We start from the raw sequence: 15,156 nt of genomic DNA on the forward strand, positions 1-15,156 counted from the left end.
TCCGTCAGGCGGCAAGGCCCTTTGAGCCGATGGAGAGGAACTTCTGACGGCGGGCGCGGCGGATGGCATCGGCATCCTTGCCGTCGAAGGCCGCGATCATCGACGTCAGGGCCGCCCCGACCGATGCGATGGCGGCCTTGCTGTCGCGGTGCGCCCCGCCAAGCGGTTCCCGAACGATCCGGTCGATCACACCGAGTTTCAGCAGGTCCTGCGCGGTCAGACGCAGCGCTTCGGCCGCTTCGCGCATCTTTTCGGCGTCCTTCCAGAGGATCGAGGCGCAGCCCTCGGGCGAGATGACGGAATAGATCGAGTGCTCCAGCATGGCGACGCTGTTGGCCGTGGCGAAGGCGACCGCACCGCCCGATCCGCCCTCACCGATGACAACGCTGACCAGCGGCACGCCCAGGCGCAGGCAGGCCTGGGTCGAGCGGGCGATGGCCTCGGACTGGCCCCGCTCCTCGGCGCCCTTGCCGGGATAGGCCCCGGGTGTGTCGATCAGGGTGACCACCGGCAGGCCGAATTTGTCCGCCATTTCCATCAGGCGGATCGCCTTGCGGTAGCCTTCGGGGCGCGCCATGCCGAAATTCCGCTCGATCCGGGTGCGTGTATCATGGCCCTTTTCGTGCCCGATCACCATGACGGCGCGCCCGTCCAGCCGCGCCAATCCGCCCATCACGGCATGATCGTCGGCAAAATTGCGATCCCCGGCCAGTGGCGTCCAATCGGTGAACAGGGCGTCGATGTAGTCCTTGCAATGGGGACGTTCGGCATGGCGTGCGACCTGAGCCTTTTGCCAGGGCGTCAGAGAGCCATAGAGCGTGGTCAACATGCCCCGCGCCTTTTCGTCGAGGGCCGAAGCCTCTTTGGCGACATCGACGCTGGCATCCTTGCGGCCCATGGCGCGCAATTCCTCGGCCTTGCCCTCGATCTCCGAGAGCGGCTTTTCGAAATCGAGATATTGCGTCATGGCCCGGGTCCCTTTCGTGTCCGGTCCGATATGGCCGCGCTTCTCGCCCGATGCAACATCGCTGCGGACTCCGCGATGTGTCACGCTTGCGACATTCTTTGGCCCCGATGACTTCCGATGTTCGACGCGCAGGGCGCAGTCCACTTGTCGCAAGACATGGTGGCCCGTATCGTCCCAACATTGTCGGAAGTCATTTCGGAGGTCGCGAATGCCGATCCTTATTGCAATTCTTGTCGCCGTCGGCGGTGCAATTCTTTGGTGGGCCCGGTCCAATCCGCGCGATGCGCTGAGCGTGGCCGATGATGCGATCACGATAGCCCGCAACGCTCCACGCAAGATCGCGTTTCGGCGCCAGACAAAGGGCCATCCCGTTGACGGAATTGACGATCCGACGTTGGCCATCATTGCCTTGGGCGAGGCGTTCATCGAACTCGAAGACCTGCCCACGCGGGAGGACCGGCAGCGTTTGCATGTCCTGGTTCGCCAGATGTGGCGCATGACCGAGGAAGACGCCGAGGAAGCCGAAGCGCTGGCTCGCTGGCTCGTCGGTCAATGCGGCTCACCCTCGTCGGCCATCGACCGGATCGGACGCAGGCTGGCCAAGATCGACGACGGCACAGCCTGGTCTGAGTTGCAGCCGCTGCTGGCCAGCCTCGGCGAAGACGGGCTGTCAGAGGGTCAGTCCAGCGCCTTCGACGAGTTGCATCAAAGACTGACCCGGTCGGACAAGCGCTAGGGCGCGGCACCAGTCAGGTAGATGTCGCCTGAAGCGCGTCATAGGTTTCGAACAGGTCGCGATGTCGGCCCGAACGCGGTTCCACGCGATGTATCGGCCGTGACGTGACCATGGACTTCGAAAGCCGCTTCGATTGCCGTCTCCTGGCAGCGACGGAGATCGGCGCGTTGAAAGCCTCGCGCACCCGATCGAGTTTCGGCATCCTGTCGAAGATCCGCGTGGTGACATCAGCCCGGACCCGGAGCGCGGGAAGTCCCCGAAGGGGGATCGGCTCGGCCATGACCTTCTGTCGGACCTCCTCAGCGATATCCGTCGCCTTTTCGAGATCGCTTTCAGCAAAGACCAAAAGAGCGGTCGTTTCGTTCAGACGCCCGGCGATACCGCCGACAGGCAGAGCCCCCACCAGCCGCTCGCGCAGCGTGTCCCAGACAACCGGCTCCACGTCGCTGCCCCAGAAGCGCGCGATCAAGTCGTGATGGCGGACGTCCAGGGTGACCATGACGACTCCGTCCTGCATGTTGCCGACCGAACTCGACTGCTCCATGGCCCACCCAAGCGCATCGGGCGGCATGAAACCATCTCCGGCTCCGGCGGTCGCCGTCTCCCGCAGATTGGCTTCGTCACGCAGCTGCTGACAGGAATGATCGAACAGATGGGCAAGCAAGGGGATCGTCAGAAGGTTCAGCCCGAAAAGCACTGGTGCCGCCTCTGACAGGAACCAGATCGCCGTCGGCATCGGCATGACGAAGGCCGCCGCAAGATGCGAGGACATCATGACGCCGAGAGCTACCAAATCCCTGGTCCGTCGAGGGCGACCAAACGTGAGGCCACGCCAGATGACGCCTGCACTGCCCGCCAGAAGCATCCCCAAGACGCCGGATATCGCCCCGATCCCGCCGATTTGAAGGCGCGAGGCCGCAGCGACGACAAGGCAGAGCAGCATCCCGCGCAGGCCCAGAAAGGCCCCGGCAAGGGCGAGCGGCACATTGCGCATGTCGACGATAAGGCCTTCGGCAAGGACGACCGGATCATGCATCTGAAAAACAGATACCGTCCCGAAGGCCAGCCCGAGACCCACCACGATCAGAGGCCGCATTCCATACGTGCGGATAGCCCATTGGTATCCGGGTGCCAGAATCGCGATCAATGCGAGTGACCCGAGAAAATGGACCAGAACGGAGAAGTCAGCCATGAAAGCCATCCTGCACTTGTGTTCACAACACATCGCAACAGGATATGAATGAAGCCTTACCCTTATCTTTCGAGTTACGGAGAATTCGCTGCAATCATCTCGGATTGGCGCACCACGACCTCGGCCTGCTTGATGGAGGCGATATCGACCAACCGGCCCTTGTAGACCGTGGCCCCCGCGCCGCTGGCCTTGGCGTCTTCCATGGCTGCAAGGATTTCGCGGGCTTCGGCCACCTTGTCCTCCGAGGGGGTGAAAACCTCGTTCGCGAGCGCGATCTGCTTGGGGTGAATGGCCCATTTACCAACCATCCCCAAAACGGCGGACCGGCGGGCCTGGGCGCGGAACCCCTCGTCGTCGCTGAAATCACCGAAGGGTCCGTCAACCGGCAGGACACCATGCGTCCGGCAGGCCGCCACGATGGCCGCCTGGGCCCAATGCCAAGGGTCCGACCAGTGCCGCGCGCCGTCTTGCAGCATGTAATAATCCTCCTGCGTCCCGCCGATCCCCGTGGTCTGCATCCCCATGGAGGCCGCGAAATCCGCCGCCCCGAGGGACATGGCAACCAATCGCGGCGATGCGGCGGCGATTTCCTCGACGTGGGCGATGCCGGCCGCACTTTCGATGATGACCTCGAAATCGATGCGGCGGGTCCGGCCCTGGGCCGCCTCGACCGCGGACACCAGGGCATCAACGGCATAGATGTCGGCGGCGCAACCGACCTTGGGGATCATGATCTGGTCCAGCCGGTCGCCCGCCTGCTCCAGCAGGTCGACCACGTCGCGATACCAATAGGGCGTATCGAGGCCGTTGATCCGCACGGAAAGCACCTTGTTACCCCAGTCGACGGAGCCGATCGCCTCGATCACGTTGGCGCGGGCGGACTCCTTGTCGGAGGGGGCGACGGAGTCCTCGAGGTCGAGGTTGACGACATCCGCCGCCGACGCCGCCATCTTGGCGAAAAGCTTCGTGTTGGACCCCGGGCCGAACAGCTGACACCGATTCGGACGGGCGGCAGGTGCAGGTTGCAGGCGGAAGGACATGGCAAAGCTCCGGGTAACTTAATTTCTATTTGCGCTTCCCCGGAGCTATATTCTGTCGCAGCATAACGCAAGCGCTGCGACGCAGCATGTCAGAAGACGGCCCAGAGGTAGAGGCCATAGAGGACCAGCAGAGCAGCCCCCGCCCATCGTCCGATGCGCCCGCCGAAGGCCACCACGAGCATGGCGACAACGGCCGCCGCCATGACCGGAAGGTCGACCTGCGCGAAACGCGGCGCAGCGGCGAGCGGCGCATAGACGGCCGTCGTCCCGAGGATGAACAGCAGGTTGAAAACATTCGATCCGAGGACGTTGCCGAGCGCGAGATCACTGCGTCCGCGTCGGGCCGCCATGACACTGGTCGCGAGTTCCGGCAGCGACGTGCCGACGGCGACGACGGTTAGTCCGATGACGGCCTCGCTGATACCGAAAGCGCGCGCGAGGCCGGTTCCGCCCCGGACCAGCAGATCCGCCCCGAGCATCAGGGCCGCCAGCCCGACACCCGCCAGTGCAAGCGCCCGACCGAGCGGCAGAGCCTGATCCACGGCTTCATCGTCGCCGCCTTCCCGGATTTGCCAGACCATCCACGCGGCGAACACGGCCAGGAAGACCGCACCACCGAAGCGGCCAAGGCCCGCAGCCACGCCAAGCCAGAGCGCCCCGGCCAGGGTCACCGCAAGAAGGACAAGACCGTCACGCCGCCAGACGGCCCGCGGAACGGCAATGGGCGCGATCACGGCCGCAACACCCAGGATAAGAAGGATATTGGCAATGTTGGACCCGACGACGTTCCCGAGTGCCAGGTCGGGCGCGCCGACATGGGCAGCCCGCAGCGAGGTCAGCAACTCGGGCGCAGAGGTGCCCATGCCGACCAGCGTCACGCCGATCACCAACGGCGACAAGCCCAGACGGGCGGCCACCGCAACGGCTCCGGAGACCAGCCAGCCGCCCCCCATCAGCAGCAGGAGCAACCCCGCCGCTACGAATGCGAAATCCATGAAAAAACTGCCCTCGGCACCCGGATACGATCTGGCATCGGACAGGTGCCGACCGATGCCAATGTCACATCAGAAGGGACCGGAGAGGTTGCAAGGGGAGCCGGTCACGGGCGCGAAATATTTCCGTCACTCGGCAAGAAGGGACCGAAAGACGGCCATGGCCTCGGGGGCGGCCCAGTCGGCTTCGCCCCGGAATTGCGCCAGCACCCGACCGTCGCGCCCCAGAACGAAGGTATGCGGCAGGCCCTGCACTCCAAGGGCGCGCGCCATCTCGGAACGCGGGTCCAGATGCAGCGGCAACGTGGTCACCCCCGTCTCGTCCCAGAACCGCCGCATCGCCGTGGGGTTGTGGCGCCCGAAAGCCATCGTGACCACCTCGAGCCCCTCGGGTTGCAACTCGTCCTGCAACGCCTGCAACGACGGCATCTCGGCGCGGCAAGGGGCGCACCAGGTGGCCCAGAAATTCAGGACAACGACCTTGCCCGCGTAATCCGACAGATCCCCGACCGACCCGTCGTCACGCAGATAGGCCGTGATCGCAGGGGGATAGGGGGCGGACACCTCGAGCCGGGCCATGTCCCCGACCAGGAGCGACTCGTCGACCGCGAAGGCAGGGGTGGCGAGTGCGAGGAGCAGGCCGTATAGCCCGAGGGCAATTTTCCGCAGCATGAGGCGTTCCATGTCAAAGTCGTCCGAGTCGAGCTCAAACAAGATGTGGGGCGGCCGTTTCGCGACGGGCCCCGATGCGATCATGGAAGCCATCAACGCCTCCATCGGCTTCGACCGACGCATGGCGCGCCAAGACATCGAAGGCAGCCGGGCCCATGCCGCGATGCTGGCCGCGCAGGGTATCGTGACCGATACCGATGCCGAGGCGATCCGGGAAGGCCTCCTCACGGTCTTGTCAGAAATCGAGGCGGGAGACTTCGCGTGGTCCGCCGCCCTTGAAGACATCCACATGAACGTCGAGGCCCGCCTGACCGAGATCGTGGGCCCTGCCGCAGGTCGTCTGCACACCGCGCGGTCGCGCAACGATCAGGTCGCGCTCGATTTCCGGATGTGGGTGCGCGACCAATGCGACGCCGCCATCGACGCCCTGCCGCGTCTGATGTCGGCCTTAGTCGCGCAGGCGGACGCCGGGGCCGATTGGGTGATGCCCGGCTTCACCCATTTGCAGACCGCGCAGCCGGTCACATGGGGTCATCACATGCTGGCCTATACCGAGATGTTCGCCCGTGACCTGGGCCGCTTCCGCGATGCGCGCAGCCGGATGAACGAATCCCCCCTTGGGGCCGCCGCTCTGGCGGGCACGTCCTTTCCCATCGACCGAGAGATGACGGCCAAGGCGCTCGGCTTCGACCGTCCTGCCGCCAATTCGCTGGATGCGGTATCGGACCGGGATTTCGCGCTGGAGTTCCTGTCGGCCGCGTCGATCTGCGCAATGCACCTGAGCCGCCTTGCCGAAGAGCTGGTGATCTGGTCCTCGGCCCAGTTCCGCTTCGTACGCCTCTCTGACCGCTGGTCGACCGGGTCCAGCATCATGCCGCAAAAGCGCAACCCCGATGCCGCCGAACTGCTGCGCGCCAAGATCGGGCGCATTTTCGGGGCGCAGACGGCCCTGTTGATGGTGATGAAAGGCCTGCCGCTGACCTATTCGAAGGACATGCAGGAGGACAAGGAACAGACGTTCGACGCCGCCGACTCGCTCATGCTTGCCCTGGCCGCGATGACGGGGATGGTGGGCGACATGACCGCCCAGACCGACGATCTGGAGGCGGCGGCCTCCAGCGGTTTTTCGACGGCGACGGATCTGGCTGACTGGCTGGTGCGCGAACTGGGCCTGCCCTTCCGCGAGGCGCATCACGTCACTGGATCGCTGGTGAAACTGGCCGAGGATGCGGGGATCGACCTGCCCGATCTGACGCTGGAGCAGATGCGGATTGTGCACCCCGGGATCACGGGGGCTGTCTTTGACGTGCTTGGTGTGCATAATTCGGTGGCGTCCCGCACATCCTTTGGCGGGACGGCCCCGGCCAACGTGCGCGCGCAAGTCGCCCTGTGGAAAGAGAGACTGGCATGACCCGAACGATCCTTCTGCCCCTTACGCTTGTCGCGCTGCTGAGCGCCTGCGGCGTGGATGGTGAGCCCGTGCCCCCGTCCGAGGCGCGACAGCAGACCGGACTGAGCGTGTCGGGTACCGTCGAAGTCGGGGTATCGCGTCGCATCCAGCGCTGATCGGTCGGCGGGCGTTGCGCCCGCAGGGGACGCCCCATAAAGTCACGAAATCGCGAGCAGCGGGGCCGATGCGTCCCGGCAGGAGAGAACCATGGAAAAGTTTCCCATGACACCCCGGGGCATCGATGCCCTGCAAAAAGAGCTGAAACAGCTCAAGTCGAAGGAGCGCCCCGAGATCATCGCCGCCATCGCCGAGGCGCGCGAGCATGGCGACCTGTCGGAGAATGCCGAATACCATTCCGCCCGCGAAAAGCATTCCTTCATCGAAGGCCGCATCAAGGAGCTGGAGGGGCTGATCTCGCTGGCCGAAGTCATCGACCCGTCCAAATTGTCGGGCTCGATCAAGTTCGGCGCCACGGTCACTCTGATCGACGAGGATACGGACGAGGAAAAGACCTATCAGATCGTGGGAGAGCAGGAGGCCGATATCGAGAACGGCCTGCTCAACATCAAGTCGCCTCTGGCCCGCGCCCTGATCGGCAAGGACGAGGGCGACAGCGTCGAGGTCCGGACCCCCGGCGGGACGCGCGCCTACGAAATCGCTGCGGTCGTGTTCAAGTGAGGACCTGCGTGCAATGACCGCCAAGTCGCCCCCGACCGCCGCCGAACGGCCGGTTCAGGCGCTGCCGGGCCGGGCGCAGTCCGGTGGCGGGTCGACGTCATTGGTCGAAATCGTGGCCCTGGTGCTGAGCCTGGCTTGGCTTGGCCTTGTCGGGTGGTTCTTTCTGACGATGGACGGCGAACAGGCGCGGCTCAGCCGGAACGATCCGCTTGGCTTCATGATGACGATCCTCGGGGTGTTCCTTCCCGTGGCGCTGATCTGGGTGGCGGCGTCCGCGGCCCGCACCGCGCGCACGATGCGCGAGGAAAGCGCCCGCCTTCAGGCCGCCATCGACGCCATGCGGCTCAGCTATATCGAGCAGCAGCAGGCGGGCACCGCCTCGCTCCGGCAGGTCGTCGAGGAGCGGATCGAACAGGTGCACCGCGCCCAGGCCGTTCTCGGGGCCGAGGTCGCCGCACTGAACAAGCCCACGATCGAGCCTGTGCTGCGCACACCGCCCCGCGCCAACCCGACGCCCGAGCGTCAGCCGACCCTGCAACTGGGCCCCGAACCCGAGATCGCGCCGCTGGCCGCCGAAGACTTCATCCGCGCCCTCAACTTCCCCGAAAACGAGCGCGACAACGAAGGTTTCCGCGTCCTGCGCGCCGCCCTCAAACACCGGCCCACATCGCAACTGGTCAGCGCATCCCAGGACCTGCTGACCCTGATGGCGCAGGACGGCATTTATATGGATGACCTGACCGTGCACCGCGCTGACCCGGTGCTCTGGCGCGCCTTTGCCGCGGGCACCCACGGGGCCGAAGTCGCCGCCCTCGGGGGTATCCGCGACCGGTCCAGCCTGGCCCTGACGGCGGGCCGCATGAAGGACGATTCGGTGTTCCGCGATGCCGTCCACCACTTCCTGCGCACCTTCGACCGGGTTTTTGCCGACTTCGCCGAAACGGCCACCGATACCGAGATCATGCAATTCGCCAACACCCGCACGGCACGGGCCTTCATGCTGAGCGCACGGGTCGCCGGAACCTTCGACTGAGCGACGCGCGGTTCGTCAGAGCGCAGAGACTGCGCGCGCATTGGGATTTTATGCGCCCGTCCGCACAGATATGCATCCTCCCCGACGGCATAGGAGGCCCCCATGGGACAGCTCATCGACGGCACGTGGCACGATACCTGGTACGATACCAACTCGACCGGCGGGAAATTCGTGCGCTCCACGGCGGGTTTCCGCAACTGGGTCACCTCGGACGGACGCGCCGGGCCATCGGGCGAAGACGGCTTCAAGGCCGAGGCGGGTCGCTATCACCTCTATGTCAGCCTGGCCTGCCCCTGGGCGCATCGGGCCCTGATCTTCCGCAAGCTGAAGGGGCTCGAAGACCTGATCGACATCTCGGTGGTGCATCCCGACATGCTCTCGGACGGCTGGACGTTCGAGACTGACGACCACGGCGCCACCGGCGACCGCCTGTTCGGCGCGCCGTTCATGCGCGATATCTATACAAGGGCCAAGCCCGATGTATCGGGCCGAGTGACGGTGCCGGTCCTCTGGGACAAGGAACGCGGGACCATCGTGTCCAACGAAAGCTCCGAAATCATCCGGATGTTCAATTCCGCCTTCGACGGGCTGACCGGCAACACGCTCGACTTCTACCCCCGGGCGTTGCGGTCCGAAATCGACGAGGTCAACGCCCGCGTCTATTCGGACATCAACAACGGCGTCTACAAATCGGGCTTTGCAACGACCCAAGACGCCTATGACGACGCGGTCACGACCCTGTTCCACGCGCTCGACTGGGTCGAGGAGCGCCTTGCTAGCCGTCGCTACCTGACCGGCAACCGCCTGACCGAAGCCGACTGGCGGCTGTTCACCACCCTGGTGCGGTTCGATCCGGTCTATCACCTGCACTTCAAGTGCAACCGCAAGCGGCTGATCGATTACCCCAACCTCTGGGCCTATACCCGCGAGCTGTTCCAATACCCGGGCGTCGCCGAGACGGTGGGAATGGCGCATATCGTGCGCCACTACCATTTCAGTCACGACAGCATAAACCCACACCGCATCCTGCCGATCAATCCGGTGATCGACTGGCTTGAACCCCACGGTCGCGAGGCGGTCGGTCAGGCCACGGATGCCGCCGCGTGATGCACCACGAGGGACGTCAGATCAGCGGCAGACACACGGCCGCTGATCAAGGCATGGGCGTTTCCGACGTGCCGGAACAAGGTGCCGTCCGTCATCAATTGCCCGCCGCCAAGCAGGATAAGCCGCGCCCCGGGCCTTCGGTAGTTGCAGAAATCGGCAACGGCCAACGGGCTGCCATCTGTCATGTCGAGGTGGATCACCACGACCAGCGGGTTAATGTCGCAGAGCAGAAGCGCCGCATCATCCTGACTATCAGCATGGTGAAGGGCCAGCCCCTCACCCGCCAGCAAAGCCAGGAAAACCATTTTTTCAGCCTCATTGGAAAAGCAGGGGCCGACAGTCATTACAATTGGAAATCGATCGTACAATAGAGGATCCTCCGGGTCGCAAGGCTTGAAAGTTCCGTAACGTCAACCTGCCCTCGACTGGATTAACCAAAAGTTAACGGCACCTGCGCCACGGCAATGATCGGCGGATTTCGACCGATTGCGTCCAAAATCCGCGCAGTCTATCCCGTTTCTTCATCTTTGCCCGCGACCGGAGCCCCCATGACGACGACGATCACCATCTGCGATACCTGCAAACGCGACGATTGGGACTCCAATGCCTCGCATATGACGGACGGTGAGGCGTTGGCCCTTCTGATCGAGAACGCTGCGGCAGGCATCGACGCTGTGACGACGCGCAGGCATTCGTGCCTCATGGGCTGTTCCGGGGGGTGCAACATCACGCTGCAGGCGAAGGGCAAGATGGCCTATACGCTTGGCCGGTTCGAACCCACGGCAGAAGCCGCCCAGGGCATCGTCGAATACGCCGCCAAACATGCGGGCGCCCAGAACGGCGTCGTGCCGTTCCGGGATTGGCCCGTCGCCATCAAGGGCCATTTCGTCACCCGTCACCCGCCCCTGCCCGAATGACCAAGGCGCGGGATCATGGCGGCAACCTGGATCTTGCCCGCGCACGATACGGCGGCGCGCCGGACGATTGGATCGACCTGTCGACCGGCATCAATCCGGTGCCCTATCCCCTGCCCGACCTGCCGGATCGCGTCTGGACCGCCCTGCCCGACACCCGCGCCCGTGCGGACCTGATCGCCGTGGCCCGGCGATTCTGGCGCATCCCGTCCGAGGCCGGCGTGCTGCCGGCACCCGGGGCTTCGGCACTGATCGCAAGGCTGCCGACCCTCGCCGCAGGCGACCGGGTGCATATTCCGGGGCCTACCTACAACGAACACGCCGCTGCGTTTCGCGCGCATGGGTTCACCGTGACCGACGATACGACCGCGCCGTCCCGTGTCTTCGTCAACCCGAACAACCCCGACGGACGCGAATGGTGCGATGCCGTCCTGCGGCCCTTTGCGGTCATCGACGAAAGCTTCTGTGACGTCACCTTTGACCGAAGCCAGGTCGCCTTGACCACCGAACGGGGCATCATCGTCCTCAAGAGTTTCGGCAAGTTCTGGGGTCTGGCCGGCCTGCGCCTCGGGTTCGCCATCGCCCATCCCGACACCCTTGCCCCCCTGGCCGAAGCGCTTGGCCCCTGGGCCGTGTCCGGCCCGGCGCTGACCATCGGGACGGCCGCCTTGGGCGACGAGGATTGGGCAGAGGAGACACGGACGCGCCTGTCGCGTGATGCGATGCGCCTCGATGACCTGATGGCACGCCATGGCACCGCCGTGGGCGGCACCGACCTGTTCCGCCTCTATGATGTCGGCGACGCGGTGTCCTTCCGCGACCGGCTGGCCCGGCATCGGATCTGGTCGCGCATCTTCCCCTATTCGAAGGGATGGCTCAGATTGGGCCTGCCCCACCCCGACCATTGGCCCCGCCTGGAGGAAGCCCTGGGATGACGCTGACGCTGGCCCTGATCCTCGACGCTCTTCTGGGCGAGCCGGAGCGTCTGTGGTCCCGCTATCCGCATCCCGCCGTCTTGATGGGCCGCGCCGTCGCCTGGTTCGAGGCTCGGTTGAACAAGGGCGCGGGTCGGCGTGAAAAGGGCGTCCTGACCGTCGCCGCCCTGGTCGTTGCGACTGGCCTGATTGGGTGGGTGATTGCCCTGGTGCCCGACTTCGGCCTGCTCGAAATCATCGTTGCCGCGATCCTGCTGGCCCAGAAAAGCCTCGTCCAACATGTCCATGCCGTGGGCGAGGCCTTGCGCCAATCGGTGCGCGAGGGTCGGCAGGCCGTCAGCATGATCGTCGGTCGCGATACCAGCGACATGGACCGGTCCGCGATCACCCGCGCCACCATCGAAAGCGCCGCCGAAAACCTGTCAGACGGCGTCGTGGCGCCTGCCTTCTGGTTCCTGATCGCCGGTCTGCCCGGCCTGATGGTCTACAAGATCGTCAACACCGCCGACAGCATGATCGGATATCGGACCCCCCGGTACGAGGCGTTCGGATGGGCGGCGGCGCGTCTGGACGACGTGCTGAACTGGGTGCCCGCCCGCGCCACCGCCCTGCTCATTCTGGCTAGCCATTTCGCAATGGAATACTGGCACCGCGTTCCGAACGACGCCCGGCAGCACCGCTCACCCAATGCCGGATGGCCCGAGGCCGCGATGGCCCCCCTGATCGGCGTCGCGCTGTCCGGGCCGCGCAGCTATGACGGCGTGGTAGAGGACTTTGCCTGGGTCAATCCGACCGGCCGACGCGACATCGGCCCGGGCGAGATCGACCGGACGGTCAGCGCGCTCTGGCGGACGTGGGCCGGGTTGCTGGCGGTCGTCTTCCTGTGGGAAGGGCTGCTTCTGTCCCTGTCGCTCCTCGTGGCGGCCTACTCGCCCTGAAAGGTCCCGATGCGCGCATTCGCTCTCTTCCTCCTGACCCTCCTTCCGGCAACCGCGCAGGCCCAATGCGGCGGCAGCTTTGCCAGCTTCGTCGACGGGATCCGCGCCGAGGCCGTCACGCGAGGCCATGCACCCGACGCCATCGACCGCTTCGTCGCCGGGGTGCAGCAGGACGAGCGCACCCTGCGCGCCGACCGCAGTCAGGGCGTCTTCCGGCTGGAGTTCGTGGATTTCGCACGTCGCATCATTTCCGGCGACCGCATCCGCAAGGGGGCCGAGAATGCGGCGCGCTACCAATCGGTCTTCGATCGGGTCGAGGCCAGCTATGGCGTGCCGCGCGGCGTCCTTCTGGCGTTCTGGGCGCTCGAGACGGACTACGGCGCGGTCCTGGGCGATTTCAACACGCGCAACTCCCTGATGACGCTGGCCCACGATTGCCGCCGACCCGAGTTGTTCCGCCCGCAGGTCTTTGCCGCCCTGACCCTGTTCGAGCGGGGCGGATTCGACGTGGACACGACGGGGGCCTGGGCCGGCGAAATCGGTCAGGTTCAGATGCTGCCCGGTGATATCCTGGAGCGCGGCGTCGACGGGGACGGTGATGGCCGGGTGACCCTGAAGACCTCGGTGCCGGACGCGTTGCACACCGGCGCACGATTCCTGCGCGACATCGGCTGGCGCAAGGGCGAGCCCTGGCTGGTGGAAGTGACGGTTCCGGCGACGCTCGACTGGGGTCTGTCGGGGCTCGACACCAAACGCGCGGTTGGCGACTGGCTGGCTGACGGCGTCACCCTGCGGGGCGGGACGGCGTCGGCGGCGTTGCCCGCATCGCTTCTGTTGCCGCAGGGCCGGGGCGGGCCTGCCTTCCTTGCCTTCCACAACTACGAGATCCTGTTCGAGTGGAACCAGAGTTTCGTCTACGTCACCACCGCCGCCTATTTCGCCACGCGCCTGTCAGGGGCCCCCATCTTCGATGCGGGCAATCCCGAGGCGGGGCTGGACGGCGACATGATGAAGCGGTTGCAGACCAAGCTGACCGCGCGGGGCCACGATGTGGGCGACATCGATGGCATCCTGGGCCGTCGCACCCGTCAGGCGGTTCAGGCCGAACAGGGCAGATTGGGACTGCCCGCCGATGCCTGGCCGACCCGCGCGCTTCTGGAGGCGCTCTAGCGGGTCACGTTCACCGATTGAAACAGCATCGTGGTGGCCCCCATCGTCGTGAGGAAGGACACTTCGGCTGCGTCTCGACCAACCCCGATAATCGCCATCTGATCGGGCGAGGCCATGCCCGTCGCATCGACCAGATGCCAGCCATCCTCCAGGCGCACCTGCGCCACCGCGTGGAAATCCGGGGGGTCGACGTCGGGAGCATAGCAGCTGGCCATACGCGCCGGGATGCCCGCCGCCCGCGCCAGCGCGATCAACACATGGGCATAGTCGCGGCAAACCCCCTGACGTTCGTCGTAGCTGTCGCGGGCCGTCGTGGCGGCGGTGCTGGCTCCGGCGACATAGGTGAAGGTCTCGGCGATCCAGTCGCGGGCGGCTGCGATCAATGCGCCACCCGACAGACCGGGGAATTCATCGGTCACGACGGCGTCGAATACCTCCGACTGGACATAGCGCGACGGCAAAAGGAACGAAGTGTCGACGGCATCAAGGTCGCGCGGCGGCACAGCGGACAAGGTCTCCAAGGCGACAGCCGGGCGCGTCACCTCGACCACGGCGCGGTAGGTCAAATCGACTTGCCCCTGCGCCGCCAGCCAGGCGCGCGTTCCGACACCCGCCTCGGCGGCGATCCGGCGAAATTCCTTCAGGGGGGTCGTGGACAGGCCATCCGACAGCACGGTCTGCCCATCGGTTCGCGCCACTTCGATCTGCAACAGCAGATCCGTCATGTCCTGAAAATCGTAGGAAAGGGCCGCTTCGATCTCTAACCGCATGCGGCCCCGCTTTTGTTGCGACCGGCTTACCAGTCTATGAAATCCTCGAAATCCTCGACCAGGATGCGCCAGAAATCGAGGTCGAACTCCAGGCTCTCCACCGAAACACCCGGCGGCGCCATCACGATATCCATCCGGATGAAGGGGTCACCCGTATCATCCACGAAGGCACGCGCAAACCGGTTTTCGCGGTTCCAGTCGTTGATCCGCTTGGCGTTCATCGGGACTTCGAGATCGTATCCCGATGAAAACTGGATCGAGGTGCATTCGGTTCCATTGTTGCAGCCATAGAAGTAGACCGAGAAATTCGACTCCGAGACCTTGGAGCTGATCTTCGGGTCCCCAAGGTCGTCGACCCCCATCGTGGCCAGATAGCCGACCTGCTGCATCGCGCGCATCACGCCTTCGGGGTCGCTGGCGGAGATCATGTTCTGCGCGAAGACCGGGGTGGCGATCGGTGCAACTGTGGCGAGCACGGTCAAAAGTTTCTTCATGGACTCAATACCTCCTGTCGTCCTGCCAAGCTGACCCGACGATAACATTGAGGTCAAGGAGGATGGCC

General features: G+C 65.1%; 18 protein-coding genes. 10 read left to right on the forward strand and 8 right to left on the reverse strand.

Annotated elements, in window-relative coordinates; all coding sequences use genetic code 11:
• Nucleotides 1-4 precede the first annotated feature (4 nt).
• On the reverse strand, nt 5-967 hold the full coding sequence (locus BM002_RS07930; RefSeq protein ID WP_092780477.1) for an acetyl-CoA carboxylase carboxyltransferase subunit alpha: 963 nt from the start codon (nt 965-967) through the stop codon (nt 5-7).
• Between the two features lie 208 nt (nt 968-1,175).
• Between BM002_RS07930 and BM002_RS07935 the strand changes: the two genes are divergently transcribed.
• The gene (locus BM002_RS07935; RefSeq protein WP_092779277.1) at nt 1,176-1,703 is read left to right on the forward strand and encodes a hypothetical protein; all 528 of its coding nucleotides are present in this window, start codon (nt 1,176-1,178) and stop codon (nt 1,701-1,703) included.
• A gap of 13 nt (nt 1,704-1,716) precedes the next feature.
• Here the strand turns inward: BM002_RS07935 and BM002_RS07940 are convergent, their stop codons facing one another.
• From BM002_RS07940 to BM002_RS07955, 4 genes are all read right to left on the reverse strand, one after another.
• Nucleotides 1,717-2,895, reverse strand: coding sequence for a LytS/YhcK type 5TM receptor domain-containing protein (locus tag BM002_RS07940; protein WP_175484836.1), 1,179 nt, complete (start codon nt 2,893-2,895; stop codon nt 1,717-1,719).
• A 74-nt stretch (nt 2,896-2,969) separates the two neighbouring features.
• Nucleotides 2,970-3,935 carry an L-malyl-CoA/beta-methylmalyl-CoA lyase gene (locus tag BM002_RS07945; RefSeq protein WP_092779281.1) on the reverse strand — a complete coding sequence of 322 codons (966 nt, stop codon included), beginning with the start codon at nt 3,933-3,935 and terminating at the stop codon, nt 2,970-2,972.
• 89 nt (nt 3,936-4,024) lie between these two features.
• On the reverse strand, nt 4,025-4,930 hold the full coding sequence (locus BM002_RS07950; RefSeq protein WP_092779283.1) for a calcium/sodium antiporter: 906 nt from the start codon (nt 4,928-4,930) through the stop codon (nt 4,025-4,027).
• A 126-nt stretch (nt 4,931-5,056) separates the two neighbouring features.
• Nucleotides 5,057-5,611: a TlpA disulfide reductase family protein gene (locus BM002_RS07955; RefSeq protein WP_245749173.1), complete on the reverse strand. Its 555-nt coding sequence runs from the start codon at nt 5,609-5,611 to the stop codon at nt 5,057-5,059.
• On the opposite strand from BM002_RS07955, the gene argH reads away from it, so the two are divergent.
• The 5 genes from argH to BM002_RS07975 all read left to right on the forward strand — a co-directional run bounded on the left by argH (nt 5,610) and on the right by BM002_RS07975 (nt 9,867).
• Nucleotides 5,610-7,010 (forward strand): argininosuccinate lyase, encoded by a 1,401-nt coding sequence (gene argH, locus BM002_RS07960; protein WP_092779285.1) that lies wholly within the window; start codon nt 5,610-5,612, stop codon nt 7,008-7,010. The genes BM002_RS07955 and argH overlap by 2 nt on opposite strands.
• A complete protein-coding gene (locus BM002_RS19030) occupies nt 7,007-7,165 on the forward strand; it encodes an argininosuccinate lyase (protein ID WP_139212310.1) in 159 nt (52 codons plus the stop codon). The genes argH and BM002_RS19030 overlap by 4 nt, the downstream gene beginning before the upstream one ends.
• Before the next feature lie 91 nt (nt 7,166-7,256).
• Nucleotides 7,257-7,727: a transcription elongation factor GreA gene (gene greA / locus BM002_RS07965; RefSeq protein WP_092779287.1), complete on the forward strand. Its 471-nt coding sequence runs from the start codon at nt 7,257-7,259 to the stop codon at nt 7,725-7,727.
• A gap of 13 nt (nt 7,728-7,740) precedes the next feature.
• Nucleotides 7,741-8,760 (forward strand): hypothetical protein, encoded by a 1,020-nt coding sequence (locus tag BM002_RS07970; RefSeq protein ID WP_092779289.1) that lies wholly within the window; start codon nt 7,741-7,743, stop codon nt 8,758-8,760.
• 102 nt (nt 8,761-8,862) lie between these two features.
• Nucleotides 8,863-9,867 carry a glutathione S-transferase family protein gene (locus BM002_RS07975; protein ID WP_092779291.1) on the forward strand — a complete coding sequence of 335 codons (1,005 nt, stop codon included), beginning with the start codon at nt 8,863-8,865 and terminating at the stop codon, nt 9,865-9,867.
• Here BM002_RS07975 and BM002_RS07980 read toward each other — a convergent pair.
• Nucleotides 9,843-10,172: a hypothetical protein gene (locus tag BM002_RS07980; protein WP_092779293.1), complete on the reverse strand. Its 330-nt coding sequence runs from the start codon at nt 10,170-10,172 to the stop codon at nt 9,843-9,845. The genes BM002_RS07975 and BM002_RS07980 overlap by 25 nt on opposite strands.
• Nucleotides 10,173-10,415: 243 nt before the next feature.
• Here BM002_RS07980 and BM002_RS07985 point away from each other — a divergent pair, with 243 nt between their 5' ends.
• From BM002_RS07985 to BM002_RS08000, 4 genes are read left to right on the forward strand one after another with little or no spacing between them, the layout of a single operon-like run.
• The gene (locus BM002_RS07985) at nt 10,416-10,784 is read left to right on the forward strand and encodes a DUF1636 family protein (protein ID WP_092779295.1); all 369 of its coding nucleotides are present in this window, start codon (nt 10,416-10,418) and stop codon (nt 10,782-10,784) included.
• Nucleotides 10,781-11,716: a threonine-phosphate decarboxylase gene (locus tag BM002_RS07990; RefSeq protein ID WP_092779297.1), complete on the forward strand. Its 936-nt coding sequence runs from the start codon at nt 10,781-10,783 to the stop codon at nt 11,714-11,716. Before BM002_RS07985 ends, BM002_RS07990 begins: the two co-directional genes overlap by 4 nt.
• Nucleotides 11,713-12,654, forward strand: coding sequence for an adenosylcobinamide-phosphate synthase CbiB (gene cbiB, locus BM002_RS07995; protein WP_092779299.1), 942 nt, complete (start codon nt 11,713-11,715; stop codon nt 12,652-12,654). The genes BM002_RS07990 and cbiB overlap by 4 nt, the downstream gene beginning before the upstream one ends.
• Nucleotides 12,655-12,663: 9 nt before the next feature.
• Nucleotides 12,664-13,824 (forward strand): lytic murein transglycosylase, encoded by a 1,161-nt coding sequence (locus tag BM002_RS08000; RefSeq protein WP_092779301.1) that lies wholly within the window; start codon nt 12,664-12,666, stop codon nt 13,822-13,824.
• Here the strand turns inward: BM002_RS08000 and BM002_RS08005 are convergent.
• On the reverse strand, nt 13,821-14,549 hold the full coding sequence (locus BM002_RS08005) for a transglutaminase-like domain-containing protein (RefSeq protein WP_245749174.1): 729 nt from the start codon (nt 14,547-14,549) through the stop codon (nt 13,821-13,823). The genes BM002_RS08000 and BM002_RS08005 overlap by 4 nt on opposite strands.
• Nucleotides 14,550-14,620: 71 nt before the next feature.
• Nucleotides 14,621-15,088 (reverse strand): YbjN domain-containing protein, encoded by a 468-nt coding sequence (locus BM002_RS08010; RefSeq protein ID WP_175484838.1) that lies wholly within the window; start codon nt 15,086-15,088, stop codon nt 14,621-14,623.
• Between the last annotated feature and the right edge of the window lie 68 nt (nt 15,089-15,156).

The organism is Jannaschia pohangensis (genome assembly GCF_900113875.1).
GTDB classification, from domain to species: domain Bacteria; phylum Pseudomonadota; class Alphaproteobacteria; order Rhodobacterales; family Rhodobacteraceae; genus Jannaschia; species Jannaschia pohangensis.